Source organism: Enterobacter sp. 168J2 (assembly GCF_034107265.1).
GTDB lineage: Bacteria > Pseudomonadota > Gammaproteobacteria > Enterobacterales > Enterobacteriaceae > Enterobacter > Enterobacter nematophilus.
In genome coordinates, this window is sequence record NZ_JAWNEB010000019.1 from 1 (window position 1) to 26,249 (window position 26,249).

At 50.9% G+C, this 26,249-nt stretch carries 46 protein-coding genes and 1 pseudogene; 7 read left to right on the forward strand and 40 right to left on the reverse strand.

What is annotated here, in order from left to right; translation table 11 throughout:
- The first annotated feature begins 280 nt into the window (after positions 1-280).
- Positions 281-835: a gamma carbonic anhydrase family protein gene (locus USG84_RS23170; RefSeq protein ID WP_151413584.1), complete on the forward strand. Its 555-nt coding sequence runs from the start codon at positions 281-283 to the stop codon at positions 833-835.
- Here USG84_RS23170 and USG84_RS23175 read toward each other — a convergent pair.
- From USG84_RS23175 to dprA, 6 genes are read right to left on the reverse strand one after another with little or no spacing between them, the layout of a single operon-like run.
- Positions 811-1,059 carry a DUF1488 domain-containing protein gene (locus USG84_RS23175; RefSeq protein WP_061096911.1) on the reverse strand — a complete coding sequence of 83 codons (249 nt, stop codon included), beginning with the start codon at positions 1,057-1,059 and terminating at the stop codon, positions 811-813. The genes USG84_RS23170 and USG84_RS23175 overlap by 25 nt on opposite strands.
- On the reverse strand, positions 1,056-1,874 hold the full coding sequence (aroE, locus tag USG84_RS23180; RefSeq protein WP_151413585.1) for a shikimate dehydrogenase: 819 nt from the start codon (positions 1,872-1,874) through the stop codon (positions 1,056-1,058). Before aroE ends, USG84_RS23175 begins: the two co-directional genes overlap by 4 nt.
- Positions 1,875-1,878: 4 nt before the next feature.
- Complete coding sequence (gene tsaC, locus USG84_RS23185) at positions 1,879-2,451, reverse strand: L-threonylcarbamoyladenylate synthase type 1 TsaC (RefSeq protein WP_151413586.1); 573 nt, start codon at positions 2,449-2,451, stop codon at positions 1,879-1,881.
- A complete protein-coding gene (locus tag USG84_RS23190; protein ID WP_061096908.1) occupies positions 2,444-2,998 on the reverse strand; it encodes a type I DNA topoisomerase in 555 nt (184 codons plus the stop codon). The genes tsaC and USG84_RS23190 overlap by 8 nt, the downstream gene beginning before the upstream one ends.
- A 26-nt stretch (positions 2,999-3,024) precedes the next feature.
- The gene (gene smg, locus USG84_RS23195; RefSeq protein ID WP_013099011.1) at positions 3,025-3,498 is read right to left on the reverse strand and encodes a DUF494 family protein Smg; all 474 of its coding nucleotides are present in this window, start codon (positions 3,496-3,498) and stop codon (positions 3,025-3,027) included.
- Positions 3,470-4,594, reverse strand: a complete 1,125-nt coding sequence (dprA, locus tag USG84_RS23200; protein ID WP_151413587.1) for a DNA-protecting protein DprA — start codon at positions 4,592-4,594, stop codon at positions 3,470-3,472. The genes smg and dprA overlap by 29 nt, the downstream gene beginning before the upstream one ends.
- 128 nt (positions 4,595-4,722) lie before the next feature.
- Here dprA and def point away from each other — a divergent pair, with 128 nt between their 5' ends.
- From def to mscL, 5 genes are all read left to right on the forward strand, one after another.
- Positions 4,723-5,232 carry a peptide deformylase gene (gene def, locus USG84_RS23205; protein WP_006812188.1) on the forward strand — a complete coding sequence of 170 codons (510 nt, stop codon included), beginning with the start codon at positions 4,723-4,725 and terminating at the stop codon, positions 5,230-5,232.
- Between the two features lie 25 nt (positions 5,233-5,257).
- Positions 5,258-6,205 carry a methionyl-tRNA formyltransferase gene (fmt, locus tag USG84_RS23210; RefSeq protein WP_253543367.1) on the forward strand — a complete coding sequence of 316 codons (948 nt, stop codon included), beginning with the start codon at positions 5,258-5,260 and terminating at the stop codon, positions 6,203-6,205.
- A gap of 52 nt (positions 6,206-6,257) precedes the next feature.
- On the forward strand, positions 6,258-7,544 hold the full coding sequence (gene rsmB, locus USG84_RS23215; RefSeq protein ID WP_151413588.1) for a 16S rRNA (cytosine(967)-C(5))-methyltransferase RsmB: 1,287 nt from the start codon (positions 6,258-6,260) through the stop codon (positions 7,542-7,544).
- A gap of 22 nt (positions 7,545-7,566) precedes the next feature.
- Complete coding sequence (trkA, locus tag USG84_RS23220; RefSeq protein ID WP_014885463.1) at positions 7,567-8,943, forward strand: Trk system potassium transporter TrkA; 1,377 nt, start codon at positions 7,567-7,569, stop codon at positions 8,941-8,943.
- 145 nt (positions 8,944-9,088) lie between these two features.
- Positions 9,089-9,502 carry a large-conductance mechanosensitive channel protein MscL gene (mscL, locus tag USG84_RS23225; protein ID WP_151413589.1) on the forward strand — a complete coding sequence of 138 codons (414 nt, stop codon included), beginning with the start codon at positions 9,089-9,091 and terminating at the stop codon, positions 9,500-9,502.
- On the opposite strand, the gene USG84_RS23230 is transcribed toward mscL, so the two are convergent.
- The 31 genes from USG84_RS23230 to rpsJ all read right to left on the reverse strand — a co-directional run bounded on the left by USG84_RS23230 (position 9,503) and on the right by rpsJ (position 24,332).
- Complete coding sequence (locus USG84_RS23230; RefSeq protein ID WP_151413590.1) at positions 9,503-9,718, reverse strand: alternative ribosome-rescue factor A; 216 nt, start codon at positions 9,716-9,718, stop codon at positions 9,503-9,505.
- Between the two features lie 57 nt (positions 9,719-9,775).
- The gene (zntR, locus tag USG84_RS23235; RefSeq protein WP_151413591.1) at positions 9,776-10,201 is read right to left on the reverse strand and encodes a Zn(2+)-responsive transcriptional regulator; all 426 of its coding nucleotides are present in this window, start codon (positions 10,199-10,201) and stop codon (positions 9,776-9,778) included.
- Positions 10,202-10,203: 2 nt separating this feature from the next.
- Positions 10,204-10,572 (reverse strand): DUF1992 domain-containing protein, encoded by a 369-nt coding sequence (locus USG84_RS23240; protein ID WP_045630324.1) that lies wholly within the window; start codon positions 10,570-10,572, stop codon positions 10,204-10,206.
- A 107-nt stretch (positions 10,573-10,679) separates the two neighbouring features.
- Positions 10,680-11,063, reverse strand: a complete 384-nt coding sequence (gene rplQ / locus USG84_RS23245; protein ID WP_001216368.1) for a 50S ribosomal protein L17 — start codon at positions 11,061-11,063, stop codon at positions 10,680-10,682.
- Between the two features lie 40 nt (positions 11,064-11,103).
- Entirely contained in the window at positions 11,104-12,093 is a 990-nt protein-coding gene (locus tag USG84_RS23250; protein WP_002919219.1) for a DNA-directed RNA polymerase subunit alpha, read from the reverse strand.
- Positions 12,094-12,118: 25 nt separating this feature from the next.
- Entirely contained in the window at positions 12,119-12,739 is a 621-nt protein-coding gene (gene rpsD / locus USG84_RS23255; protein ID WP_004868345.1) for a 30S ribosomal protein S4, read from the reverse strand.
- 32 nt (positions 12,740-12,771) lie between these two features.
- Entirely contained in the window at positions 12,772-13,161 is a 390-nt protein-coding gene (gene rpsK, locus USG84_RS23260; protein WP_003863312.1) for a 30S ribosomal protein S11, read from the reverse strand.
- Between the two features lie 16 nt (positions 13,162-13,177).
- Positions 13,178-13,534 (reverse strand): 30S ribosomal protein S13, encoded by a 357-nt coding sequence (gene rpsM, locus USG84_RS23265; RefSeq protein ID WP_013099021.1) that lies wholly within the window; start codon positions 13,532-13,534, stop codon positions 13,178-13,180.
- Positions 13,535-13,680: 146 nt separating this feature from the next.
- Positions 13,681-13,797, reverse strand: a complete 117-nt coding sequence (gene rpmJ / locus USG84_RS23270; protein ID WP_000868187.1) for a 50S ribosomal protein L36 — start codon at positions 13,795-13,797, stop codon at positions 13,681-13,683.
- A 31-nt stretch (positions 13,798-13,828) separates the two neighbouring features.
- Entirely contained in the window at positions 13,829-15,160 is a 1,332-nt protein-coding gene (gene secY, locus USG84_RS23275) for a preprotein translocase subunit SecY (protein ID WP_003863305.1), read from the reverse strand.
- Between the two features lie 7 nt (positions 15,161-15,167).
- A complete protein-coding gene (gene rplO, locus USG84_RS23280) occupies positions 15,168-15,602 on the reverse strand; it encodes a 50S ribosomal protein L15 (RefSeq protein WP_014885468.1) in 435 nt (144 codons plus the stop codon).
- A 3-nt stretch (positions 15,603-15,605) separates the two neighbouring features.
- Positions 15,606-15,785, reverse strand: coding sequence for a 50S ribosomal protein L30 (rpmD, locus tag USG84_RS23285; RefSeq protein WP_003863301.1), 180 nt, complete (start codon positions 15,783-15,785; stop codon positions 15,606-15,608).
- Between the two features lie 6 nt (positions 15,786-15,791).
- Positions 15,792-16,292: a 30S ribosomal protein S5 gene (rpsE, locus tag USG84_RS23290; RefSeq protein ID WP_003863299.1), complete on the reverse strand. Its 501-nt coding sequence runs from the start codon at positions 16,290-16,292 to the stop codon at positions 15,792-15,794.
- 14 nt (positions 16,293-16,306) lie between these two features.
- Entirely contained in the window at positions 16,307-16,660 is a 354-nt protein-coding gene (rplR, locus tag USG84_RS23295) for a 50S ribosomal protein L18 (RefSeq protein ID WP_003863297.1), read from the reverse strand.
- A gap of 9 nt (positions 16,661-16,669) precedes the next feature.
- On the reverse strand, positions 16,670-17,203 hold the full coding sequence (rplF, locus tag USG84_RS23300; RefSeq protein ID WP_003863296.1) for a 50S ribosomal protein L6: 534 nt from the start codon (positions 17,201-17,203) through the stop codon (positions 16,670-16,672).
- 12 nt (positions 17,204-17,215) lie between these two features.
- Entirely contained in the window at positions 17,216-17,608 is a 393-nt protein-coding gene (rpsH, locus tag USG84_RS23305; protein WP_006178918.1) for a 30S ribosomal protein S8, read from the reverse strand.
- A gap of 30 nt (positions 17,609-17,638) precedes the next feature.
- Positions 17,639-17,944 (reverse strand): 30S ribosomal protein S14, encoded by a 306-nt coding sequence (gene rpsN / locus USG84_RS23310; protein WP_003863291.1) that lies wholly within the window; start codon positions 17,942-17,944, stop codon positions 17,639-17,641.
- 14 nt (positions 17,945-17,958) lie between these two features.
- On the reverse strand, positions 17,959-18,498 hold the full coding sequence (gene rplE / locus USG84_RS23315; RefSeq protein WP_001096202.1) for a 50S ribosomal protein L5: 540 nt from the start codon (positions 18,496-18,498) through the stop codon (positions 17,959-17,961).
- Between the two features lie 14 nt (positions 18,499-18,512).
- Complete coding sequence (gene rplX, locus USG84_RS23320) at positions 18,513-18,827, reverse strand: 50S ribosomal protein L24 (RefSeq protein ID WP_003863287.1); 315 nt, start codon at positions 18,825-18,827, stop codon at positions 18,513-18,515.
- 10 nt (positions 18,828-18,837) lie between these two features.
- Positions 18,838-19,209 (reverse strand): 50S ribosomal protein L14, encoded by a 372-nt coding sequence (rplN, locus tag USG84_RS23325; protein ID WP_002919748.1) that lies wholly within the window; start codon positions 19,207-19,209, stop codon positions 18,838-18,840.
- 166 nt (positions 19,210-19,375) lie between these two features.
- Positions 19,376-19,630, reverse strand: a complete 255-nt coding sequence (rpsQ, locus tag USG84_RS23330; protein ID WP_008503489.1) for a 30S ribosomal protein S17 — start codon at positions 19,628-19,630, stop codon at positions 19,376-19,378.
- The gene (gene rpmC / locus USG84_RS23335; protein ID WP_003863282.1) at positions 19,630-19,821 is read right to left on the reverse strand and encodes a 50S ribosomal protein L29; all 192 of its coding nucleotides are present in this window, start codon (positions 19,819-19,821) and stop codon (positions 19,630-19,632) included. The genes rpsQ and rpmC overlap by 1 nt, the downstream gene beginning before the upstream one ends.
- On the reverse strand, positions 19,821-20,231 hold the full coding sequence (rplP, locus tag USG84_RS23340; protein WP_002919759.1) for a 50S ribosomal protein L16: 411 nt from the start codon (positions 20,229-20,231) through the stop codon (positions 19,821-19,823). The genes rpmC and rplP overlap by 1 nt, the downstream gene beginning before the upstream one ends.
- A 12-nt stretch (positions 20,232-20,243) precedes the next feature.
- A complete protein-coding gene (gene rpsC / locus USG84_RS23345) occupies positions 20,244-20,945 on the reverse strand; it encodes a 30S ribosomal protein S3 (protein WP_000529945.1) in 702 nt (233 codons plus the stop codon).
- Positions 20,946-20,962: 17 nt separating this feature from the next.
- Positions 20,963-21,295, reverse strand: coding sequence for a 50S ribosomal protein L22 (gene rplV / locus USG84_RS23350; protein ID WP_002919773.1), 333 nt, complete (start codon positions 21,293-21,295; stop codon positions 20,963-20,965).
- A gap of 14 nt (positions 21,296-21,309) precedes the next feature.
- Positions 21,310-21,588 carry a 30S ribosomal protein S19 gene (gene rpsS, locus USG84_RS23355; protein ID WP_001138117.1) on the reverse strand — a complete coding sequence of 93 codons (279 nt, stop codon included), beginning with the start codon at positions 21,586-21,588 and terminating at the stop codon, positions 21,310-21,312.
- Between the two features lie 16 nt (positions 21,589-21,604).
- The gene (gene rplB / locus USG84_RS23360; protein ID WP_000301859.1) at positions 21,605-22,426 is read right to left on the reverse strand and encodes a 50S ribosomal protein L2; all 822 of its coding nucleotides are present in this window, start codon (positions 22,424-22,426) and stop codon (positions 21,605-21,607) included.
- Positions 22,427-22,443: 17 nt separating this feature from the next.
- Complete coding sequence (gene rplW / locus USG84_RS23365; RefSeq protein ID WP_000617546.1) at positions 22,444-22,746, reverse strand: 50S ribosomal protein L23; 303 nt, start codon at positions 22,744-22,746, stop codon at positions 22,444-22,446.
- Positions 22,743-23,348, reverse strand: a complete 606-nt coding sequence (rplD, locus tag USG84_RS23370) for a 50S ribosomal protein L4 (RefSeq protein ID WP_000424395.1) — start codon at positions 23,346-23,348, stop codon at positions 22,743-22,745. The genes rplW and rplD overlap by 4 nt, the downstream gene beginning before the upstream one ends.
- A gap of 10 nt (positions 23,349-23,358) precedes the next feature.
- Positions 23,359-23,988, reverse strand: a complete 630-nt coding sequence (gene rplC, locus USG84_RS23375; RefSeq protein ID WP_003863274.1) for a 50S ribosomal protein L3 — start codon at positions 23,986-23,988, stop codon at positions 23,359-23,361.
- A gap of 32 nt (positions 23,989-24,020) precedes the next feature.
- Positions 24,021-24,332 carry a 30S ribosomal protein S10 gene (gene rpsJ, locus USG84_RS23380; protein ID WP_001181005.1) on the reverse strand — a complete coding sequence of 104 codons (312 nt, stop codon included), beginning with the start codon at positions 24,330-24,332 and terminating at the stop codon, positions 24,021-24,023.
- Positions 24,333-24,712: 380 nt separating this feature from the next.
- On the opposite strand from rpsJ, the gene USG84_RS23385 reads away from it, so the two are divergent.
- Positions 24,713-25,186 (forward strand): prepilin peptidase, encoded by a 474-nt coding sequence (locus USG84_RS23385; protein ID WP_061099615.1) that lies wholly within the window; start codon positions 24,713-24,715, stop codon positions 25,184-25,186.
- Here the strand turns inward: USG84_RS23385 and bfr are convergent.
- From bfr to tuf, 3 genes and pseudogenes are all read right to left on the reverse strand, one after another.
- A complete protein-coding gene (gene bfr, locus USG84_RS23390) occupies positions 25,170-25,646 on the reverse strand; it encodes a bacterioferritin (protein WP_028014636.1) in 477 nt (158 codons plus the stop codon). The two genes, USG84_RS23385 and bfr, sit on opposite strands and share 17 nt — an antisense overlap.
- 72 nt (positions 25,647-25,718) lie before the next feature.
- Positions 25,719-25,913, reverse strand: a complete 195-nt coding sequence (gene bfd / locus USG84_RS23395) for a bacterioferritin-associated ferredoxin (protein ID WP_003863268.1) — start codon at positions 25,911-25,913, stop codon at positions 25,719-25,721.
- Between the two features lie 179 nt (positions 25,914-26,092).
- Positions 26,093-26,249: pseudogene (gene tuf, locus USG84_RS23400) on the reverse strand (elongation factor Tu); the annotation flags it as partial.

Sequence of the window (26,249 nt, forward strand, 5' to 3'; positions counted from 1 at the left end):
CTTTCCTCTTTCAGAGTCAACCCGTTATTTCAGGATTTTTTCTCTTCAACCGACCGGGTTAACTGTGAAGTGATTCACATCCGCCGTGTCGATGGAGGCGCATTATAGGGATCCCATTTTTTAGCACAAGTGTTTTTTAGATCTTTTTTTCTGACTGCTGATTTTCCGCGCTTTTCGCTGAAATCCCGCCCGATCTGATTAAATATTGACGCATTTAGCCTTGCCTCGATCCAATAATATGATCAAGTCTTCCGTATAGCGCTCATCCATAGAGGTAGTTATGTCTGCAGTATTACGCCCTTATAAAGATCTGTTTCCCCAAATAGGCGATCGCGTGATGATCGATGCCACTAGCGTGGTCATTGGTGATGTCCGAATGGCCGATGACGTCAGTATCTGGCCGCTCGTTGCGATCAGGGGAGACGTAAATTATGTGTCGATTGGTGCCCGTACCAATATTCAGGACGGCAGCGTTCTGCATGTTACGCACAAATCCTCCTATAACCCGGAGGGCAATCCCCTCATCATTGGAGAAGATGTTACCGTCGGACATAAAGTGATGCTTCACGGCTGCACTATCGGTAATCGGGTGCTCGTTGGGATGGGATCGATTTTGCTGGATGGCGTGATAGTAGAAGAAGACGTAATGATTGGGGCCGGTAGCCTGGTTCCGCAGAACAAACGTCTGGAGAGTGGCTATCTCTATCTGGGAAGTCCGGTCAAACAGATCCGCCCCCTGAAGGAGGCAGAGATCGAAGGATTGAAATACTCAGCGAACAACTACGTGAAATGGAAGAATGACTATTTGGATCAGGACAACCAAACCCAGCCCTGATCGTCTTCCTGCTGATCGCGAATCAAATCGCTGGCTTCCTCTTCCAGATCCCAGCGATTTTCGCAAAATATGTCTATAGGATCTGAACCGCCAAAGCGGCTCAGCAACGTTTCCCCATGAATGGCGCAGGTCAATTGCATACCCTGCACCAGAACCGGGAAACAGACCGCTTGTTTACTCTCATCCCAGTACTCTCTGTCAGGGAAGTGAATAGCCTGATTCACGCCGAAAACTCCTGCTTTAACTTATCAATGACCGGCTCGACTGCAGGCAACACGCCATGCCAGAGCAGTACCGCATGCGCGGCCTGACCCACCAGCATACCTAGCCCATCGGCTAGCTGTTTCGCGCCATGTTGTTCGCACCAGTTCAGGAAAGGTGTCTTCCCTTTCTGATAAAACATGTCATAGAAGTACATATGAGGGCTGACCAGAGAGGCGGGGATTGCCGGGATCTCTCCATTAATGCCGCTGGAGGTGGCATTGATAACCAAATCAAATTCACGCCCCGCAAGATCGCCAGGCGCTGCCGCACTTACGCTGCCGGTATGCGCAAACAACGCCGCCAGCGCTTCTGCCCGGGAAAAGGTTCGGTTGGTAATGGTCACCGCACAGTCCAGGGAAAGCAGAGGCAACAGTACTCCCCGCGATGCGCCACCCGCACCAATCAGCAGGACCCGGAACCCAGGTTTAATAAACGACAGTCGTTCCAGATCGCTCAGCAAACCTATTCCGTCGGTGTTGTCGCCCAGAAGGCGTCCATCCTCAAGCCGTTTCAGGGTATTTACTGCACCAGCAAGAGAAGCGCGCTCGGTCAGTTCATCAGCACGTTCGAAGGCTTCCTCTTTAAAAGGAACCGTCACATTCGCACCTTTGCCACCCGCGGCGAAAAAAGCCTCCAGCGTTGGAATAAATGCATCCACCGGTGCCAGTACGCGACCATAGGGATGGTTTATCTGCAGCTGCTCCGCAAATTGTTGATGGATCAGCGGTGATTTGCTGTGCGCAATCGGATTACCAAAAACAGCATAGGTTTCCATGAGATTACCCCTGGCGAAAACGTTCGCCGGTCAAAGCGTCGCGAATTTCAGACGGATTCAGGCGCCCTCCCGTCTCTCCAACAGCAACCGGGAAGTCATTCCCGAACTGTGCCAGCACTTCTTCGGTTGTACGACAAGGCGGCAATCCGGTCAGGTTGGCGCTGGTTGAGACGAGCGGTTTACCAAATGCCTGGCAAAGCTCAACCACCAGCGGATGATCGGTGACGCGAACGGCGAGGGAATCAAAGCGTCCGGTCAACCAGCGCGGTGTTGTCGGCTGCGCCGGGAAAACAAAGGTCACCGGTCCGGGCCATGCGGAGAAAATAGTCTCGCGCTGCGCCTGCGACAGCATAGAATCATCGATGTAGGGCTTAAGCTGCTCGTAACTCGCAGCTATCAAAATCAATCCTTTCTCGACGGGCCTTTGTTTTAGGGCAAGCAGGCGGCTGACAGCCGTCTCGCTGTCAGGATCGCAACCGACCCCAAAAACAGCTTCAGTGGGATAGGCGATGACTTCTTCGTTTTTCAGGACGTCCACTGCATAAGCAATGGAGCCTGATGGCAGGTTATTATTCACTATTTTGATCCGCCGTAACCGGCTTTCCACATTGTTTGCTGGCGCAGAAGCGTTTCAGACCCTGCGCCGTTTTCTTCTCGATAAGTAGCGGATAGTTGCAATGAGTGCAGACGCCCGCTACCGGTTTGAAATTGATAACGAACTGGCATTCAGGATAGCGATCGCAGGAATGGAAGGTCTTACCATAGCGGGAACGGCGCTGTACCAGCTGGCCGCGCTGACACTGAGGACACGCAATAGCCGTTTCATCAGGCTTATCAATTTGTTCCGTATGTTCACATTCCGGATAACGGCTACAGCCAATAAACATACCGAAACGGCCCTGACGTAGCGCTAATTCACCACCACAAAGAGGACATAGCTGTCCTTCCAGAATTTTGACGATATGTCCATCCGCCTGGCTTTTCAGAGGACGGACATAATCACATTCCGGATAGTGTGAACAACCGAGAAACGGGCCGTGTTTCCCGGACCGAATAACAAGCTCTGCCCCGCACTGCGGGCAGGGCTCATTTTTATGCACCGTGAATAGTGCTGATTTGGCCATAACAACTCTTGGTGCTGCACATTGAATTAGTGCAGCATACCTTCATTCACTTCAAAGAGTAATTCTTCCATTTGCTGATAGGCATTTTCACAGCCCGGGATATTAAACAGAACCATCAGAATCACCCATTTGAGATCGTCCAGTTCAAATTCTGCCGTATCCAGCGCCATGACGCGCTCTATCACCATTTCTCTCGTTTCAAGGTTTAGCACCTGAATCTGCTCAAGGAATAAGATGAATCCCCGGCAGCTGGCGTCCAGCCTTTCACACTCTTCAGCGGTATAAATGCGTACTGACAACGGGTCAGAAGCAAGCTGCATCGGTTCGGCGAGGCCTTCCTGATAATCAGCCAGTTTTTCCAGCCACATCAACGCATTATAGATATCTTCCCGCTCAAACCCCGCATCGGTAAGATCCTGTGTCAATTTGTCCTGATCCACTCGCATTTCTGCTTCGTTATGGATGTAAGTCTCAAACAAATACATCAGTACGTCGAACATGGCATGCCCTCCTTAATCGGACATAGCCGCCGGGTACAGCTGCGATCCACCCTGCTAACTCCAGTTCGAGTAGCTGTGCTACCGTTACTGGCACAGGTTGGCCGGCACGTTCAGCGACAACGTCAACAGGTGTTACCTCATCTCCTACGTTAGCCAGGAGCTTGGGAAATGGCAATGCCACCTTTCCCTGATCTGATGAATAATGTCGCTTTTCGGGATCTTCCTGCAGACATTGCAAGCCATATTGCAAATTTTCAAGAATGTCCCGCACTTCTGTTACCGGCGTCGCACCCTGCTTTATCAGCCAGTGTGGTCCTTCGCACCCCGGGTTACCAATCGGGCCGGGTAAGGCGAAAACCTCCCTCCCCTGATCGAGCGCGCATCGTGCCGTAACCAGCGAACCGCTTCGCACTGCCGCTTCAACGACCAATACTCCCTGGCTAAGCCCGCTGATGATTCGATTACGACGCGGAAAGTTTGCCGGCCAGGGCTGCGCCGAAAGAGGGAATTCAGACACTATCGCCCCGTCAGCTTCGATAAGCCGCATAGCCAGCGCCTGATGCCGACGGGGATAAATGCTAAACAGGCCGTTCCCCAGCACGGCCACGCTACGCCCTTTTGCTGACAGCGCTGCGCTATGGGCAACACCGTCGATACCGCAGGCCAGCCCGCTGGTGATCGTGAAACCACATTGCGAAAGTTGTTCGCACAGCATTTTTCCCCATCGCTCTCCATACCATGACGGCGCACGGCTACCCACGACCGCCAGCTGGACAGCATTAAGCGTTTCAGGGTTACCTTTTACGAATAATGCACCGGGATAATCAGGAATTGCTCGAAGTAAAGGAGGATAAAGTGAATGGTTTGCCGTCAATAAATGATTTCCCGGCTGCTCAAGCCACACCAGACTACGCTCCAGCTCACCTTCATCTGGGGCAAAGAACCGTTCAGCCTGTTTTGCTGACAGCCCAGCGTCTCTGACAGCGGAAGCATCGATATTTTTTTGCTTGTGCAGCCGTGCCGCCGCTTCCAGCATTCCATCGCCACATAGTGAACTTGTGTGTATTAGCCGCAGCCATATCTCGATAGACGTCATCCTTTCCCCCTGCCATAAGCGGCCTGCGCAATCATTGCGATTGGTCACTGATGCTGTCAATCGACCCGGGATTTGTCTAGAATAGAAGTAATATTCTTATCAACTCCTGAACAAGACTCTGGAAATTTATGGCAGTTTTGCAAGTGTTACATATTCCGGACGAGCGCCTTCGCATCGTCGCTGAACCGGTCAAAGAAGTGAATGCAGAAATCCAGCGTATCGTTGATGATATGTTCGATACCATGTACGCCGAAGAAGGCATTGGCCTGGCGGCGACGCAGGTAGACATTCACAAGCGTATTATCGTGATCGACGTTTCTGAGAATCGCGATGAGCGTCTGGTGCTGATCAACCCTGAGCTGCTTGAAAAGAGCGGTGAAACGGGCATTGAGGAAGGCTGTCTTTCTATTCCGGAACAGCGCGCTTTGGTGCCACGTGCCGAAAAAGTGAAAATCCGCGCCCTGGATCGTGACGGTAATCCGTTCGAACTGGAAGCAGACGACCTGCTGGCAATTTGCATTCAGCATGAGATGGATCACCTGGTCGGTAAGCTGTTTATCGATTACCTCTCGCCGCTGAAACAGCAGCGTATTCGTCAAAAAGTAGAGAAACTGGATCGCCTGCGCTCTCGCGCATAACGTCCCCCCGGATACAAGGATCATCGTGTCTAAAACACTACGTATTATCTTCGCGGGAACCCCTGATTTTGCAGCGCGTCATCTTGACGCGCTGTTATCTTCTGGTCACCAGGTTGTTGGCGTCTTTACCCAGCCGGACCGTCCGGCTGGTCGCGGTAAAAAACTGATGCCGAGCCCGGTAAAGGTGCTGGCAGAAGAGCATGGGCTTCCTGTTTTCCAGCCCGCATCCTTACGCCCTCAGGAAAATCAGCAGCTGGTCACTGACCTGAATGCCGACGTAATGGTTGTGGTGGCTTACGGTTTAATTCTGCCAAAAGCGGTGCTTGATATGCCTCGTCTGGGTTGTATCAACGTGCATGGCTCCTTGCTCCCGCGCTGGCGTGGTGCGGCACCTATCCAGCGCTCCCTGTGGGCGGGGGATGCTGAAACCGGCGTCACAATCATGAAGATGGACGTAGGTTTAGACACTGGCGACATGCTGCATAAACTGGCGTGCCCTATTACTGCAGAAGATACCAGCGCTACGCTGTATGACAAACTTGCAGGCCTCGGTCCACAAGGGCTTATAGAGACGCTGCAGCAGCTTGCTGACAATACGGCAAAACCTGAAGTTCAGGATGAGGCGCTGGTGACGTATGCTGAAAAACTAAGTAAAGAAGAAGCCCGGCTCGACTGGTCCTTGTCTGCCGCTCAACTTGAACGCTGCATCCGCGCTTTTAATCCGTGGCCGATGAGCTGGATAGAGATTGATGAGCAGCCAGTGAAAGTCTGGAAAGCGTCAGTCATTAATGGCAATACAGCTGCAGAACCCGGCACGATTATCAACGCCAGCAAGAACGGTATTCAGGTTGCGACAGCAGAAGGGATCCTGAATCTTGAATCGCTGCAACCGGCCGGTAAGAAAGCCATGAGCGCTCAGGATCTATTAAATTCCCGTCGCGAATGGTTTATACCGGGTAATCGTCTTGCCTGACCCAATATATGCTTAAGGCCCGGTGTTTCCGGGCATTTTTATTTTTACGGTTATGAAAAAACAAAATCTACGCAGTATGGCGGCCCAGGCCGTTGAGCAGGTTATCGAGCAGGGCCAGTCATTGAGTAACGTCCTGCCTCCCCTGCAACAAAAAGTATCTGATAAAGACAAAGCCCTGCTCCAGGAACTCTGCTTTGGCGTCCTGCGCACCCTTTCTCAGCTTGAGTGGCTCATTAATAAGCTGATGTCGCGCCCAATGACAGGCAAACAGCGTACCGTACATTATTTAATTATGGTGGGGTTTTATCAGCTTCTTCATACCCGCATTCCACCTCATGCCGCGCTGGCTGAAACGGTGGAAGGTGCCGTTGCGATTAAACGCCCTCAGCTGAAAGGCCTGATCAACGGCGTGCTGCGTCAGTTCCAGCGTCAGCAGGACGAGCTTCTGGCTGAATTTGCACAAAGCGAAACACGTTTTCTGCACCCGGACTGGCTGCTGAATCGCCTTAAAAAAGCGTATCCGCAGCAGTGGCAGGACATTGCCGAAGCCAATAATCAACGCCCACCGATGTGGTTACGCGTCAATCGTAATCACCACACCCGTGACGCATGGCTGGCATTGCTGGAAGAAGCCGGAATGAGTGGATTCACGCATGCAGCCTATCCGGATGCCGTGCGTTTAGCCTCCCCTGCACCGGTACATGCTTTACCTGGTTTTGATGAAGGCTGGGTAACCGTGCAGGATGCCTCGGCTCAGGGCTGCATGACCTGGCTTGAACCGAAAAACGGGGAACAGATCCTCGATCTTTGCGCCGCGCCTGGCGGAAAAACAACGCACATTCTTGAAGTGGCTCCGCAGGCCAGCGTAATGGCCGTGGATGTCGATGAGCAGCGTCTTTCACGCGTCTACGACAACCTTAAACGTCTTGGAATGAAGGCTCAGGTTAAACAGGGCGATGGACGCAAACCTGCAGAATGGTGTGGTGAAACCCAGTTCGACCGTATTTTGCTGGATGCTCCCTGCTCTGCAACAGGCGTGATTCGTCGCCATCCGGATATTAAGTGGCTGCGCCGCGATCGCGATATCAAGGAGCTTGCCCAACTGCAATCGGACATACTTGACGCAATCTGGCCACATCTTAAACCCGGCGGTACGCTGGTTTATGCAACCTGCTCCGTACTGCCAGAAGAAAACAGCCAGCAAATCGTGGCCTTCCTTAAACGTACCCCGGGCGCTACGCTGCGCGATACGGGAACGCCTGAATGCCCGGGTCAGCAAAACCTGCCGGGCGCGGAAGAAGGCGATGGCTTCTTTTACGCTAAGCTAATCAAAGAGTGATGTTGAGAACAGGTCACGAGATATGAAGATTATCATTCTGGGCGCAGGACAAGTGGGCGGAACGCTGGCGGAAAACCTGGTAGGCGAAAACAACGACATTACAATCGTTGATACCAACGGCGATCGTCTGCGCGTTTTACAGGACAAATTTGACCTTCGCGTTGTGCAGGGTCATGGCTCACACCCGCGCGTACTCCGCGAGGCGGGCGCCGACGATGCAGACATGCTCGTTGCGGTGACCAGTTCTGACGAAACCAATATGGTGGCCTGTCAGGTGGCCTACTCGCTTTTCAACACGCCAAACCGAATCGCGCGCATCCGCTCTCCGGACTACGTTCGCGATGCAGAAAAACTGTTTAATTCAGAAGCGGTTCCCATTGACCATCTTATCGCACCGGAACAGCTGGTTATCGACAATATCTATCGTCTGATCGAATATCCAGGTGCACTGCAGGTGGTGAACTTTGCCGAAGGTAAGGTCAGTCTTGCCGTCGTTAAGGCCTATTACGGCGGCCCGTTGATCGGCAACGCGTTGTCCACCATGCGCGAGCACATGCCTCACATTGACACGCGCGTCGCCGCCATTTTCCGCCACGACAGGCCTATTCGCCCGCAGGGCTCCACCATTGTCGAAGCAGGCGATGAGGTCTTCTTTATTGCGGCCTCTCAGCATATTCGTGCCGTGATGAGCGAATTACAGCGTCTCGAAAAGCCTTATAAACGCATTATGCTGGTCGGCGGAGGCAATATCGGCGCGGGCCTGGCGCGAAGACTGGAAAAAGACTACAGCGTGAAATTGATCGAGCGCGATCAACAGCGTGCTTCCGAGCTTGCGGAAAAACTGCAAAATACGATCGTATTTTATGGCGACGCGTCGGATCAGGAATTACTGGCCGAAGAGCATATTGATCAAGTTGATCTCTTTATTGCCGTCACCAACGATGACGAAGCGAATATTATGTCCGCCATGCTCGCCAAACGTATGGGAGCAAAGAAGGTCATGGTACTTATCCAGCGCAAGGCGTATGTCGACCTGGTTCAGGGCAGCGTGATTGATATTGCCATTTCACCGCAGCAGGCGACCATTTCCGCTCTGCTGAGCCATGTACGTAAAGCGGACATTGTCGGCGTTTCATCGCTCCGCCGCGGTGTGGCAGAAGCGATTGAAGCAGTGGCTCATGGAGATGAAACCACCTCCCGCGTTGTGGGCCGCGCCATCGACGAAATTAAACTGCCACCGGGTACAATTATTGGCGCCGTCGTGCGTGGAAATGATGTCATGATCGCCAATGATAATTTACGTATCGAGCAAGGCGATCACGTAATTATGTTCCTTACCGATAAAAAATTTATTACCGACGTCGAACGTTTATTCCAGCCTAGTCCATTCTTCCTTTAATATGTCGGGTGCTCACAATAGAGCACCCGCACTTTACCCTCTTTATTTCTGTGCCTTTTATTTTCATAACGTTTAATTATCCCGAATGGCAATTGGCTAATCATTTGTTAAACTTATAGTCGTCAGCTGGCACAAGGAGAACATAATGAGTTTTATTAAAGAATTTCGCGAATTTGCGATGCGCGGGAACGTGGTTGATTTGGCGGTGGGTGTCATTATTGGTGCGGCATTCGGCAAGATTGTTTCATCATTAGTTGCGGACATCATCATGCCACCTTTAGGGCTGCTAATCGGGGGCATTGATTTCAAACAGTTCGCGTTCACGCTGCGTGAAGCACAGGGTGATATCCCGGCAGTGGTAATGCACTACGGCGTGTTTATCCAGAACGTATTTGATTTCGTGATTGTGGCATTTGCTATCTTTATGGCTATCAAGCTGATCAACCGGCTCAACCGTAAAAAAGAAGAGCCCGCGGCCGCACCAGCAGCACCAACGAAAGAAGAAGTATTGCTGACGGAAATCCGCGACCTGTTAAAAGAGCAGAACAACCGCGTTTAATCAGTAACCAAAAGCCGGAAGGCCAGTGGTAAATAAGCGATTCGCTTGCTTGCCACTGGCCTCCCAGTTACCCCGTTTTGCATGCTTATCTTTGCGCAGATAACTTCCCTTCCCTTTTTTATTCTTTTCAACGCGCTGTCGAAAAAGCGGGTCGTGAAGTAAAGCCTCGATGGCATTGTCTTTAATTTGTCCCTTCGTGTGCTGATAGCGGCTCATTGTTTCTCCTGAGCATGGTTTATGACGACGGAAGTCTAGACCCGGGTAGATTAAAAATCAACATCCCCGAGTTTCTCCACTGGCTCCCTGTTCAAGGGCTTCCAGAATTGAACAATAAATACTGCTATGGGCCGTTCCGCAGCAGGCATCATTCAGTCTTTGCAAAGAGCGCTGCATGGTTTGCAGTTCCTGAATGCGCGCTTCAACTTCATCCAGCCGGGCCTGCACGATGCTTTTAGATTCCTGACAGGTGTGATGCGCAGGATCGATGCGGATCGATAATAACTCGCGGATCGAATCCAGCGTGAAGCCAAGCTGTCGGGCGTAGCGTATGAATCTCAGACGCTGCAGGTCGTTATCGGTATAAAGCCGAAAGCCGCCTTCCGTGCGTACTTCATGGTCAATCATCTGTTGCTTTTCGTAATATCGGATAGTGTCCGGCGTTACGTTCGCGAGCTTTGCAAGTTCACCGATACGGTACATCGCTACTCCTCGTTTATCTTTTTCATCAATATTTCACCATATTCCCCATGCAGGAATTCCGTGCTCATTCCTGCCTGGCGCAGCTTGAGCTCGATCAGGGCAAGCCTGCGGCTAAGTTCTTTATGTCGAGGATCGTCCTGACGGATCCCTTTTAGCAGATCGACAAGTTCAACAGCCTCTCTGCGCTGCTCAAGCTCAGGAGGAAGGCAGCCGGCATTTTTTAGTAAACGGTATCCAGCCCGGAGTTCAGGCGCAATATGCGAATCATCTTCCAGTTCAAGAGGTTCACCGCTTCCGGGAAGATTGTCGAAATCGCCTTTATTTTGGGCATCGCGAATATGGCGTTCTGCCCACTGGTCAAGCAACCACATCATCAGCTCCAGGGGATGAACAAAATTGATACAGGCATTGTAGAGAAGTGGGGATACTGCGGATATAAAAAAACCCGCCGAAGCGGGTTTTTTTACGTTACTGCAGATTACTCTGCAGCAGCTTCTGCTTTCTCTGAACGATCAACCAGCTCGATGTAAGCCATCGGCGCGTTGTCGCCTGCACGGAAACCACACTTCAGAATGCGAGTGTAACCACCGGCACGGCTCGCGAAACGCGGGCCCAGTTCGTTAAACAGTTTTGCCACGATCTCGTTATCACGAGTACGGGCGAATGCCAGACGACGATTAGCAACGCTGTCAGTCTTGGCAAGAGTAATCAGCGGCTCAACTACGCGACGCAGCTCTTTCGCTTTAGGCAGGGTCGTCTTGATGATTTCATGACGAACCAGTGAACCTGCCATGTTGCGGAACATAGCCTGGCGATGGCTGCTGTTGCGGTTCAGTTGACGACCACTCTTACGATGGCGCATGACCTTATCCTTCTCAGTAAAACCTTAACCTGTGATCCGGTTACTCGTCAGCAATGCTTGCCGGTGGCCAGTTTTCCAGGCGCATGCCCAGAGACAGACCACGTGAAGCCAGCACGTCTTTAATCTCGGTAAGAGATTTTTTACCCAGGTTCGGCGTTTTCAGCAACTCAACCTCGGTACGCTGTACCAGATCACCGATATAGTGGATAGCTTCTGCCTTGAGGCAGTTAGCAGAGCGGACAGTCAATTCGAGATCGTCAACAGGGCGCAGCAGGATCGGATCGAATTCTGGTTTCTCTTCTTTCACTTCTGGCTGACGTACATCACGTAAGTCAACGAAAGCTTCCAGTTGTTCTGCCAGGATGGTTGCCGCACGACGAATCGCCTCTTCAGGATCGATTGTGCCGTTGGTTTCCATTTCGATGACCAGCTTGTCCAGGTCGGTACGCTGTTCTACACGCGCTGCTTCAACATTGTAGGCAATACGCTCTACAGGGCTGTAGCATGCGTCGACCAGCAGACGGCCGATTGGGCGCTCATCTTCTTCCGAATGAATTCGGGCAGAAGCCGGCACATAACCACGACCGCGCTGAACTTTGATACGCATGCTAATAGCTGCGTTCTCATCGGTCAGGTGGCAGATCACGTGCTGCGGCTTGACGATTTCAACATCACCGTCGTGGGTGATGTCGGCTGCAGTCACAGGGCCAATGCCAGATTTATTCAGAGTAAGAATAACTTCATCTTTACCCTGAACTCTCACCGCCAGCCCTTTCAGGTTGAGCAGGATTTCAAGGATATCTTCCTGAACGCCTTCTTTGGTGCTGTACTCATGAAGTACACCATCAATCTCAACCTCGGTCACCGCGCAACCCGGCATCGATGAGAGCAGAATACGGCGCAGTGCGTTACCCAGAGTATGGCCAAAGCCACGCTCTAAAGGCTCAAGGGTCACCTTGGCGTGCGTCGAACTCACTTGCTCGATATCTACCAGGCGCGGTTTTAGAAACTCTGTCACAGAACCCTGCATTGTGTCCTCTCTTTGGTACTAAGCTTTACTTGGAGTAAAGCTCGACGATCAGGTGTTCGTTAATGTCCGCAGACAGATCAGAACGCTCAGGCTGACGCTTGAACGTACCTTCCATCTTGCCAGCATCAACTTCCAGCCAGGTTGGCTTTTCACGCTGCTCAGCCAGCTCCAGAGCGGCCTTCACGCGAGATTGCTTTTTCGCTTTCTCACGAATGCTAACAACGTCATTCGCTTTAACCTGATAAGAAGCGATGTTAACAACACGACCGTTTACCATGATTGCTTTGTGGCTAACCAGCTGACGTGATTCAGCACGAGTAGCGCCGAAGCCCATACGGTATACAACGTTGTCCAGACGACCTTCCAGCAGAGCCAGCAGGTTTTCACCCGTGTTGCCTTTCAGACGTGCTGCTTCTTTATAGTAGTTACGGAACTGACGCTCCAGCACACCGTACATACGGCGAACTTTTTGCTTTTCACGCAACTGCACACCATAGTCAGACAGACGCGGTTTACGCGCACCGTGCTGGCCAGGAGCTTGTTCAATTTTACACTTGGTATCGATCGCGCGAACGCCAGACTTAAGGAATAAGTCGGTGCCCTCACGACGGCTCAGCTTGAGCTTAGGACCCAAATATCTTGCCATTTTCTATCTCCAACTAACCTAAAAAACGAGCGTTATACGCGACGTTTTTTCGGCGGACGACAACCGTTATGAGGGATCGGAGTCACATCAGTAATATTCGTGATGCGGAAACCAGCGGCGTTCAGAGCGCGAACAGTAGATTCACGACCCGGACCCGGACCTTTAACCATAACTTCCAGATTCTTGATGCCGTATTCTTTTACGGCTTCAGCGCAACGCTCTGCTGCAACCTGAGCTGCGAACGGAGTGGATTTGCGAGAACCACGGAAACCGGAACCACCGGCTGTTGCCCAACCCAATGCGTTACCCTGACGATCAGTAATAGTAACGATGGTGTTGTTGAAAGAAGCATGGATATGAGCCACGCCGTCAGAGACTTGTTTTCTTACACGTTTACGTGCACGAACTGGTGCCTTTGCCATTATTCAATCACCCCGATTATTTCTTGATCGGTTTGCGCGGACCCTTACGGGTACGTGCGTTGGTCTTAGTACGCTGACCGCGCACTGGCAGACCACGACGATGACGCAAACCGCGATAGCAACCAAGATCCATCAGGCGCTTGATGCTCATGCTGATTTCACGGCGCAGATCACCTTCAACGACAAATTTGGCAACTTCGTCACGCAGCGTGTCGATTTGTCCTTCAGACAGCTCACTGATCTTAACATCTTCAGCGATACCCGCTGCAGCCAGGATGGCTTTAGAACGGGTCTTGCCGATGCCGTAGATCGAAGTTAATGCGATCACAGCATGTTTCTGATCAGGAATGTTAATGCCTGCTATACGGGCCACTATGCACTCCTACTATTTAATATGTACGCACCATGCTGAAAAGCCCGTTTTCAGGATACTCAAATGGAAACGTACAGACATACAAAAGATTGGCTGGCTAATCTAGCCAGCTCAACCCAACTTTGCAAGAAAAATATGCGAAATAATCAGCCTTGGCGCTGTTTATGCTTCGGCTCGGCACTGCAAATCACACGGATGACACCATCACGCTTAACGATTTTGCAGTTACGGCATAATTTCTTGACGGAAGCACGAACTTTCATTTTTACTCTCCGTAACTTCTCAGGCGACCGATTAGCGGCCGTAGCCTTTCAGGTTCGCCTTCTTCAATGCAGACTCATACTGACTGGACATCATCAGAGTTTGCACTTGAGCCATAAAGTCCATAATCACGACAACAACGATAAGCAGTGAGGTCCCACCGAAGTAGAACGGTACTTTCATTGCATCACGCATGAACTCCGGGATCAGGCAGATAAAAGTAATATAAAGCGCACCAACCAAAGTCAGGCGGGTCATTACTTTATCGATATACTTCGCCGTTTGCTCTCCCGGACGAATTCCTGGTACAAATGCACCGGACTTCTTCAGGTTATCTGCTGTTTCACGCGGGTTGAAGACCAACGCCGTGTAGAAGAAACAGAAGAAGATGATCGCAGACGCATAGAGTAACACATAAAGTGGTTGCCCAGGCTGCAAATACAGCGAAATTGTTGTCAGCCAGTTCCAACCAGTACCGCCCCCGAACCATGACGCGATGGTTGCCGGGAACAGAATAATACTGGAAGCGAAGATAGCCGGGATAACCCCCGCCATATTCACTTTCAGCGGTAAATGTGTGCTCTGTGCAGCATAGACACGACGACCCTGCTGACGCTTAGCGTAGTTCACCACAATGCGGCGTTGACCACGTTCAACGAAGACAACAAAGAACGTCACTGCAAATACTAATACTGCAACCAACAGCAACAGGAGGAAGTGCAGGTCGCCTTGACGCGCTTGCTCGATAGTATGGGCGATGGCCGGCGGGAGTCCCGCAACGATACCGGCGAAGATAATGATTGAGATACCGTTACCGATACCACGCTCAGTAATCTGTTCGCCGAGCCACATCAGGAACATCGTCCCTGTGACCAGACTAACAACAGCGGTGAAATAGAATGCAAAGCCTGGGTTTAATACCAGGCCCTGCATACCAGGCATATTCGGCAGACCGGTAGCAATACCGATCGACTGGAATATTGCCAGCACCAAAGTACCGTAACGGGTGTACTGACTAATCTTACGACGTCCAGACTCCCCTTCTTTCTTCAGCTCTGCCAGGGCCGGATGAACGACCGTCAGCAGCTGGATAATAATCGATGCCGAAATGTACGGCATAATACCCAGAGCGAAGATAGAAGCACGGCTGAGAGCACCACCAGAGAACATGTTGAACATTTCAATGATGGTGCCTCGCTGTTGCTCAAGCAGTTTGGCAAGTACAGCGGCATCGATACCAGGGATCGGAATAAAAGAGCCAATACGGAACACAATCAGCGCGCCGATAACAAACAGCAGTCTGCGTTTCAGCTCGCCAAATCCACCTTTGGCACTTTGAAAATCTAATCCCGGTTGCTTAGCCATCTGCTACTTATTCCTCAATTTTACCGCCAGCAGCTTCGATAGCAGCACGAGCACCTTTAGTAACACGCAGGCCACGAACAGTTACCGGAGTAGAAACTTCACCAGACAGGATCACTTTCGCGAACTCGATCTGAATACCGATAATGTTAGCCGCTTTCAGCGTGTTCAGGTCTACAACGCCGCCTTCAACTTTCGCCAGGTCAGACAGACGGATTTCCGCTGTGATCGCTGCTTTGCGAGAGGTGAAGCCGAACTTCGGCAGACGACGGTACAGTGGCATCTGGCCACCCTCGAAACCGCGACGTACGCCACCGCCAGAACGAGAGTTCTGACCTTTGTGACCACGACCACCGGTTTTGCCGAGGCCAGAACCGATACCACGACCCAGGCGTTTACCCGCCTTTTTAGAGCCTTCGGCCGGAGACAGAGTATTTAAACGCATCTCTTACTCCTCAACTTTAACCATGAAGTAAACCGCGTTGACCATACCACGAACAGCAGGAGTATCCTCGCGCTCAACGGTATGACCAATACGACGCAGACCCAGGCCAAGCAGCGTTGCCTTGTGTTTCGGCAGACGACCGATTGCACTGCGGGTTTGAGTGATTTTAATAGTCTTTGCCATGGTCAATTACCCCAGAATTTCTTCAACGGATTTACCACGCTTGGCAGCGACCATTTCTGGAGAATTCATATTTTCCAGGCCATCAATAGTTGCACGAACCACGTTGATCGGGTTGGTGGAACCATATGCTTTAGCCAGTACGTTATGAACCCCAGCAACTTCCAGAACGGCGCGCATTGCACCACCGGCGATGATACCGGTACCTTCTGAAGCTGGCTGCATGAATACACGAGAACCCGTGTGAACACCTTTAACTGGGTGCTGCAGGGTGCCGTTGTTCAGCGCGACGTTAATCATATTGCGACGGGCTTTTTCCATCGCTTTCTGGATCGCTGCTGGAACTTCACGCGCTTTACCGTAACCAAAACCAACGCGACCGTTACCATCGCCTACTACAGTCAGAGCTGTGAAGGAGAAAATACGACCACCTTTAACGGTTTTAGATACGCGGTTTACCGCGATCAGCTTTTCCTGCAGTTCGCCAGCCTGTTTTTCGATGTGAGCCATCTTACACCTCTACCTTAGAACTGAAGGCCAGCTTCACGGGCAGCATCTGCCAGTGCCTGGACACGACCATGATATTGGAACCCGGAACGGTCAAAGGAAACATTGCTGATGCCTTTTTCCAGAGCGCGTTCTGCAACAGCTTTACCTACAGCTGCAGCGGCGTCTTTGTTACCGGTGTACTTCAATTGTTCTGAGATAGCTTTTTCTACAGTAGAAGCAGCTACCAGAACTTCAGAACCGTTCGGTGCAATTACCTGTGCGTAAATATGACGCGGGGTACGATGTACCACCAGGCGAGTTGCACCCAGCTCTTTGAGCTTGCGGCGTGCGCGGGTCGCACGACGGATACGAGCAGATTTCTTATCCATAGTGTTACCTTACTTCTTCTTAGCCTCTTTGGTACGCACGACTTCGTCGGCGTAACGAACACCCTTGCCTTTGTAAGGCTCAGGACGACGGTAGGCGCGCAGATCTGCTGCAACCTGACCGATCAGCTGTTTATCAGCGCCTTTCAGCACGATTTCAGTTTGAGTCGGACATTCTGCAGTGATACCGGCCGGCAGCGGATGCTCAACAGGGTGTGAGAAGCCCAGAGACAGGCCTACTGCATTCCCTTTGATAGCTGCACGATAACCTACACCAACCAGCTGAAGCTTTTTAGTGAAGCCTTCGGTAACACCAACAACCATTGAGTTCAGCAGGGCACGCGCGGTACCAGCCTGAGCCCATCCATCCACGAAACCATCACGTGGACCGAAGGTCAGAGCGTTATCTGCATGTTTAACTTCAACAGCTTTGTTGAGGGTACGAGTCAGCTCGCCGTTTTTACCTTTGATCGTAATAACCTGACCGTCGATTTTTACATCAACGCCGGCAGGAATAACGACCGGTGCTTTAGCAACACGAGACATTCTTTCCTCCGATTAGGCTACGTAGCAGATAATTTCGCCACCAAGACCAGCCTGGCGCGCTGCACGATCAGTCATAACACCTTTAGAGGTAGAAACAACTGCGATACCAAGGCCAGCCATAACTTTCGGCAGCTCATCTTTTTTCTTATAGATGCGCAGACCTGGGCGGCTGACACGCTGAATGCTTTCTACAACAGCTTTACCCTGGAAATACTTGAGAGTAAGTTCCAGTTCCGGCTTGGTGTCGCCTTCAACTTTAAAATCTTCGATAAAACCTTCTTCCTTCAGCACGTTGGCAATTGCCACTTTCAGCTTGGCGGAAGGCATGGTGACCGCAACTTTGTTCGCGGCCTGACCGTTACGGATACGGGTCAGCATATCCGCGATCGGATCTTGCATGCTCATCTGTCTTTACTCCCGTGATTCAATTGGTAATTACCAGCTAGCCTTTTTCAAGCCTGGCACTTCACCGCGCATGGCGGCTTCACGCAGTTTGATACGGCTCAACCCAAACTTGCCCACATAACCATGTGGACGACCTGTTTGACGACAGCGGTTACGCTGACGAGACGGGCTGGAATCACGCGGCAGAGACTGCAGCTTGAGAACCGCATTCCAACGATCTTCGTCGGAAGCGTTCACATCAGAAATGATCGCTTTCAGTTCAGCGCGTTTAGCGAAGAATTTATCAGCTAAAGCTACGCGCTTTACTTCGCGTGCTTTCATTGATTGCTTAGCCATTCAGTAACCCTACCTTACTTGCGGAACGGGAAGTCAAAGGCAGCCAGCAGAGCACGGCCTTCTTCGTCAGATTTCGCAGTAGTGGTAATGGTAATATCCAAACCACGCACGCGGTCGACTTTATCGTAGTCGATTTCTGGGAAGATGATCTGCTCACGGACACCCATGCTGTAGTTACCACGACCGTCGAAAGACTTAGCGGACAAGCCACGGAAGTCACGGATACGTGGAACAGCAATAGTGATCAGGCGCTCAAAGAACTCCCACATGCGTTCGCCACGCAGAGTTACTTTACAGCCGATCGGATAGCCCTGACGGATTTTGAAGCCTGCAACAGATTTGCGTGCTTTGGTGATCAGCGGTTTTTGACCGGAGATTGCTGTCAGATCAGCTGCTGCGTTATCCAGCAGTTTCTTGTCAGCGATCGCTTCACCAACACCCATGTTCAGGGTGATCTTCTCGACCCGAGGGACTTGCATGACAGAATTGTAGTTAAACTCGGTCATGAGTTTCTTAACTACTTCGTCTTTGTAGTAATCATGCAGTTTCGCCATCGTACTACTCCAAATTACTTGATAGTTTCGCTGTTAGACTTGAAGAAACGGACTTTTTTGCCGTCTTCGAATCTAAAGCCTACACGGTCAGCCTTGCCGGTAGCCGCATTGAAGATTGCAACGTTAGAAACTTGAATAGCAGCTTCTTTTTCAACGATGCCGCCTGGTTGGTTCAGGGCCGGAACCGGCTTCTGATGTTTCTTAACCAGGTTGATACCTTCAACGACAAGTTTGCCGGAAGACAGAACATTTTTTACTTTACCGCGTTTACCTTTATCTTTACCGGTTAACACGATAACTTCGTCATCACGACGGATTTTCGCTGCCATGATTCGCTCCTTAGAGTACTTCTGGTGCCAGAGAGATAATTTTCATGAACTTCTCAGTACGAAGTTCACGAGTTACCGGCCCAAAGATACGCGTGCCGATAGGCTGCTCGCTGTTATTGTTTAAAATAACGCATGCATTACCATCGAAGCGAATGACAGAACCGTCAGGGCGACGAACACCCTTCTTGGTGCGCACCACTACCGCCTTCAGCACATCACCTTTTTTGACCTTACCACGTGGAATTGCTTCCTTGATGGTGATCTTGATGATGTCGCCTACGCCTGCGTAGCGACGGTGCGAGCCACCCAGAACCTTGATACACATTACGCGACGTGCACCGGAGTTGTCGGCGACGTTCAGCATAGTCTGTTCTTGGATCATTTTAGTGCTCCGCTAATGTCAACTACTACCTGAGACTCTAAAATCAGAGCCGTTAAAAAGCCCCATATCGAGGGCGCGGCATTATAACACCGCTTCTGCAATATGGGTAGAAAAAATAAACGGCTCATCGCTGAGCCGTTTATTCGTATTGAGAAGGCGTACTGTATTACAGAACCGCTTTCTCTACAACGCGAACCAGCGTCCAGGACTTAGTCTTGGACAGTGGACGGCATTCACGGATTTCAACCTTGTCGCCGATACCACATTCGTTGTTCTCGTCATGTACGTGCAGTTTGGTCGTACGCTTGATGAATTTACCGTAGATCGGGTGTTTCACAATACGTTCGATAGCTACAACAATGGATTTCTCCATTTTGTCGCTAACAACACGACCTTGCAGAGTACGGATTTTATCGGTCATTACGCACCCGCCTTCTGAGTCAGTAAAGTCTTAACGCGTGCAACATTGCGACGCACTTGCTTCAGCAGGTGAGTCTGTTGCAGCTGGCCACTTGCAGCCTGCATACGCAGGTTGAACTGCTCACGCAGCAGGTTCAGCAGCTCAGCGTTCAGCTCTTCAACGCTTTTTTCACGCAGCTCTTTTGCTTTCATTACATCACCGTCTTAGTTACAAAGGTGGTTTTGATAGGCAGTTTCGCTGCTGCCAGGCCGAAGGCTTCACGGGCCAGCTCTTCCGGAACACCGTCCATTTCATAAAGGACTTTGCCCGGTTGGATCAAGGCAACCCAGTACTCCACGTTACCTTTACCTTTACCCATACGAACTTCCAGTGGCTTCTCGGTGATCGGTTTGTCCGGGAATACACGGATCCAGATCTTACCTTGACGCTTAACTGCACGGGTCATTGCACGACGTGCTGCTTCGATCTGACGTGCAGTCAGACGACCACGGCCAACAGCTTTCAGACCGAAAGTGCCGAAGCTAACATCCGTACCCTGCGCCAGACCACGGTTGCGGCCTTTGTGCACTTTACGGAATTTTGTACGCTTTGGTTGTAACATCAGCGACGCTCCTTATTTACGGCCTTTACGCTGCTGCTTTTTAGGTTGAGCAGCCGGTTTTTCCGGTTGTTCAACAGCAGCCATACCACCCAGGATCTCACCTTTGAAGATCCATACCTTAACGCCGATTACACCGTAAGTGGTGTGCGCTTCAGAGGTGTTGTAGTCGATGTCAGCACGCAGAGTGTGCAGCGGTACGCGACCTTCACGGTACCATTCGGTACGTGCGATTTCCGCGCCGCCCAGACGGCCGCTAACTTCAACTTTGATACCTTTAGCGCCCAGACGCATTGCGTTCTGTACAGCACGCTTCATAGCACGACGGAACATAACACGACGTTCCAGCTGAGAAGTGATGCTGTCAGCAACCAATTTAGCGTCCAGTTCAGGCTTACGAACTTCAGCGATATTGATCTGTGCAGGAACGCCAGCGATATCCGCTACGACCTTGCGCAGTTTTTCTACGTCTTCGCCTTTCTTACCGATAACGATGCCAGGACGAGCAGTGTGAATGGTCACACGGATGCTCTTGGCTGGACGCTCGATAACGATACGAGATACAGACGCTTTAGCCAGTTCCTTAGTCAGGTACTGACGTACTTTAAAATCGCTGTCCAGGTTGTCAGCGAATTCTTTGGTGTTCGCAAACCAGGTAGAGTTCCATGGTTTTACAATACCCAGGCGAATACCATTAGGATGTACTTTCTGACCCATTGCTAGTCTCCAGAGTCTCAGCGATCGGACACAACCACAGTAATGTGGCTGGTGCGCTTCAGGATGCGATCTGCACGACCTTTCGCACGCGGCATAATGCGCTTCATGCTTGGGCCTTCATCTACGAAAATTTTCGCGACTTTCAGATCGTCGATGTCAGCGCCATCGTTGTGTTCAGCGTTAGCAATGGCAGATTCCAGTACTTTCTTGACCAATACCGCAGCTTTCTTGTTGGTATAGGTCAGGATGTCCAGGGCCTGCGACACTTTCTTACCGCGAATCAGGTCAGCAACAAGGCGAACCTTCTGTGCAGAAGAACGAGCATGGCGATGTTGAGCTAAAGTTTCCATCTCTTCCTCCTACCTTATTTCTTCTTCGCTTTTTTATCAGCAGCGTGGCCGCGATAAGTACGAGTCGGTGCGAATTCACCCAGTTTGTGACCAACCATTTCGTCGGTAACAAAGACTGGAACGTGCTGACGACCATTATGGACAGCGATGGTCAAACCGATCATGTTAGGAAAGATCGTTGAACGACGGGACCAAGTGCGCAGGGGCTTCTTGTCTCCGCTTTCCACCGCTTTCTCTACCTTCTTCAGCAAGTGCAGGTCAATAAAAGGACCTTTCTTGAGAGAACGTGGCATGGCTTATCCTCTAAAATTATTTGCTACGGCGACGTACGATAAATTTATCAGTACGCTTGTTGCTGCGGGTCTTCTTACCTTTGGTCTGAACGCCCCACGGAGTTACCGGGTGCTTACCAAAGTTACGACCTTCACCACCACCATGTGGGTGGTCGACTGGGTTCATCGCAGTACCGCGAACGGTAGGACGAACACCACGCCAGCGTGCAGCACCAGCTTTACCCAGAACGCGCAGCATATGCTCAGCATTGCCAACTTCGCCCAGAGTAGCGCGGCAGTCTGCTTCGACTTTACGCATTTCACCAGAACGCAGACGCAGGGTGACATAAGCACCATCACGCGCAACGATCTGAACGTAAGTACCAGCGGAACGCGCCAGCTGACCGCCTTTACCTGGTTTCATTTCTACGTTATGAACGGTAGAACCAACCGGGATATTGCGCATCGGCAGGGTGTTGCCTGCTTTGATTGCAGCATCAACGCCAGACTGAATCTGGTCGCCAGCTTTCAGGCCTTTAGGGGCCAGGATGTAACGGCGTTCGCCGTCTTTGTACAGAACCAGCGCGATGTTCGCGGAACGGTTCGGATCGTACTCAAGACGTTCAACAACTGCTGGGATACCGTCTTTGTTGCGTTTGAAGTCAACAATACGATAAGCCTGCTTGTGGCCACCACCGATGTGACGAGTGGTGATACGGCCATTGTTGTTACGACCACCGGATTTGCTGTTTTTTTCCAGCAACGGAGCAAAAGGTTTGCCCTTGTGCAGCTCAGGGTTAACCACTTTAACTACGTGGCGACGACCCGGAGATGTCGGTTTACATTTAACAACTGCCATTGTATTACTCCTCCGACTTACTCAGCGCCGCCAACGAAGTCCAGGTTCTGGCCTTCTTTCAGGGTGACGTAAGCTTTTTTCCAGTCGCTACGACGACCGATACGCTGTCCGTGACGTTTAACTTTCCCTTTAACTACCAGGGTGTTAACGACTTCGACTTCGACTTCAAACAGTTTCTGCACAGCAGCTTTGATCTCTGCTTTGGTCGCGTCTTTAGCAACTTTGAGAACGATGGTGTTTGTTTTTTCCATCGCAGTAGACGCTTTTTCAGAAACGTGCGGTGCGCGAAGCACCTTCAGCAGACGTTCTTCACGAATCATGCCAGCATCTCCTCAACTTGCTTAACAGCATCAGCAGTCATTACGACTTTGTCGAAGGCGATCAGGCTAACCGGGTCGATACCAGTCGCATCGCGTACGTCAACCTTGTGCAGGTTACGTGCGGCCAGGAACAGGTTCTCGTCCAGCTCACCGGTGATGATCAGCACATCTTCCAGAGCCATGTCTTTCAGTTTCTGTGCCAGCAGCTTAGTTTTAGGCGCTTCAACAGAGAACTTCTCGACAACGATCAGACGATCCTGACGTACCAGTTCGGACAGGATGCTTTTCAGCGCGCCGCGGTACATCTTTTTGTTAACTTTTTGACTGTGGTCCTGTGGACGCGCAGCGAAGGTCACGCCACCTGAACGCCAGATCGGGCTCTTGATAGAACCTGAACGCGCACGGCCGGTACCTTTCTGGCGCCATGGCTTTTTGCCAGAACCAGTTACTTCAGCACGAGTCTTCTGAGCACGAGTACCCTGACGAGCACCAGCTGCATAAGCAACAACAACCTGGTGAACCAGCGCTTCGTTGAAATCACGACCGAAGGTAGTTTCGGAAACAGTCAGCGCGCTCTGCGCGTCTTTCAATACTAATTCCATTGCTATCCCCTTACGCCTTCACAGCTGGTTTAACGATCAGGTCGCTACCGGTTGCACCCGGGACCGCACCTTTAACCAGCAGCAGGTTGCGCTCAGCGTCAACACGTACTACGTCCAGGCTCTGAACGGTTACACGTTCGTTACCCAGCTGACCTGCCATTTTCTTGCCTTTGAACACTTTGCCCGGAGTCTGGTTCTGACCGATAGAACCCGGAACGCGGTGAGACAAGGAGTTACCGTGAGTAGCGTCCTGGGTACGGAAGTTCCAGCGCTTAACGGTACCAGCAAAACCTTTACCTTTAGAGGTACCGGTTACGTCAACTTTTTTAACGTCAGCAAACAGCTCAACGCTAATGTCCTGACCTACGGTGAACTCTTCGCCTTCAGCAAGACGGAATTCCCACAGACCACGGCCAGCTTCTACGCCAGCTTTAGCGAAGTGACCCGCTTCTGGTTTGGTTACACGGTTAGCTTTTTTAGCACCAGTGGTAACCTGAATAGCGCGGTAGCCATCGTTAGCCAGATCTTTAACCTGAGTAACGCGGTTTGCTTCAACTTCGATTACGGTTACTGGGATAGAAACGCCATCTTCAGTGAAGATGCGGGTCATACCCACTTTTTTACCGACTAAACCAATCATTGTTTCAACCTCTCAATCGCTCGATGACCTGATTAACCCAGGCTGATCTGCACGTCTACACCGGCAGCCAGATCCAGACGCATCAGAGCATCAACGGTTTTCTCAGTTGGCTCAACGATGTCAACCAGACGCTTGTGAGTGCGGATTTCGTACTGATCGCGCGCGTCTTTGTTGACGTGCGGGGAGATCAGAACGGTGAAGCGCTCTTTGCGGGTCGGCAGCGGGATCGGACCACGGACTTGCGCACCAGTGCGCTTAGCAGTCTCGACGATTTCCGCGGTTGATTGATCGATCAGACGATGATCAAACGCTTTAAGGCGGATACGGATTCTTTGGTTCTGCATGAGACCAGAGCTCCAATTATTTTATAAACGAAAATGATTACTCCTCAAACCCATTACGATTGATGGGAGAGTGTAACCGTTCTTACGTAGCTCCCCAATTGGGAGCATTGTTGAGTAACAAAATGAGCTACTCTGGTTCTGATTGAACCCGCCGTCAATTACGACAAGCCCGCGCATTATACGTAAATCAGAGAAAGACGCAAGTACCGTTTAGAAATTAAGCGTCAAAGGCTCAGTATGCGTAGGGCTGCGCAACTTTTTACGCCGTATATCCTTTCTGAATTCTTTATTTGAAGCTGCTACGCAATTGCTGTTTTTGTGCATTGCCGGACAGGCAGATTGTAACGAGTATGCGCTCAAAACCTTTTGAGACCTTTTCCATGCTAACCACCCTCCCCTTCCTGATGATCTATTTTTTTCTGACGGCCCTACTCGTACGCGCTGATATTCGCGACGGTTTGCTGCCCGATAAGTTTCTCTGCCCGCTGCTCTGGACGGGCCTGCTCTACCAACTCTTTATCCATCCTGATTTTCTGCCAGCTGCAGTTATGGGGGCGGTGGCTGGATACCTTGGCTTTGCCTTGATTTACTGGGGCTATCGGCTTATCTGCCGGCGTGAAGGAATGGGGTATGGCGATGTGAAGTATCTGGCAACACTTGGCGCGTGGCATGGCTGGTGCATACTGCCTACGCTGGCGTTACTCGCCGCGCTTATGGCGCTGCTTTGCATTCTTGTTTTTTCGTTTCTCACCTCAGATAAAGGAGCATTAAAAAACCCACTGCCTTTTGGGCCATTTCTGGCAGCAGCGGGTTTATGCGTTGGATGGGAAAATCTAATTAATTTTCCACTTTAATCTGAGACTGTAGGTAGTTCTGAAGGCCAATTTTACTAATGAGATCCAGTTCGGTTTCCAGCCAGTCGATATGGCCTTCTTCATCTGCAAGGATCTGGATCATCATATCGCGGCTCACATAGTCATGAACGCTGTCCGCATAGGCAATGGCTTCACGAAGGTCTTTCGCGCCTTCAAGTTCAAGCCTGAGGTCAGAACGCAGCATCTCCTCGACATCTTCACCGATGCCCAGCTTGCCGAGATCCTGCAGGTTAGGAATGCCTTCAAGGAATAAAATACGCTCGATATATTTATCAGCGTGTTTCATCTCATCTATAGATTCATGGTACTCAACGTCATTGAGACGTGTAAGGCCCCAGTTTTTAAACATTCTCGCGTGAAGAAAGTACTGGTTGATTGCGACAAGCTCATTTCCCAATAATTTATTGAGATAACTTATGATTTTAACATCACCTTTCATTATATAGTCCCTCCGCTTCCACTCATTGAAGCGTAGAACGGGCTACAGGGATGTCAAAAAAAAGATGGGCGCTTACGCGATCTCTTTGAATTCCGGGATCTGCATCAATTCGTCCTGCATAATCTCACGCGCTGCGCGAACGCATTTACCGCATTGATTTCCCACTGGAACAAACTTGCGAAGCTGCTGGAATGACTGTGGCTGAAACTGGCGAACGGCCTGACGTATTTTTTTGTCGCTTACACCATTACATAAACAAACGTACATAAAGACTCCCGTTCAAAATATGCGCAAAGTGTAAGTGAGAATGGTTATGATTACAATAGCACAAGCGCCGGAATACGGGGCGGGAGCGGACAAAAAATGCGAATTTTTATGACAATGACTCTACAGTGGAAAACAAAAAAGGACGCCGAAGCGTCCTTTTTTTATTCAGGGATAATTAATTAGCCCAGAACTTTAGCAACAACGCCCGCGCCAACGGTACGGCCGCCTTCACGGATTGCGAAACGCAGACCGTCGTCCATCGCGATTGGGTGGATCAGAGTCACAACCATCTTGATGTTGTCGCCTGGCATTACCATCTCTACGCCTTCTGGCAGT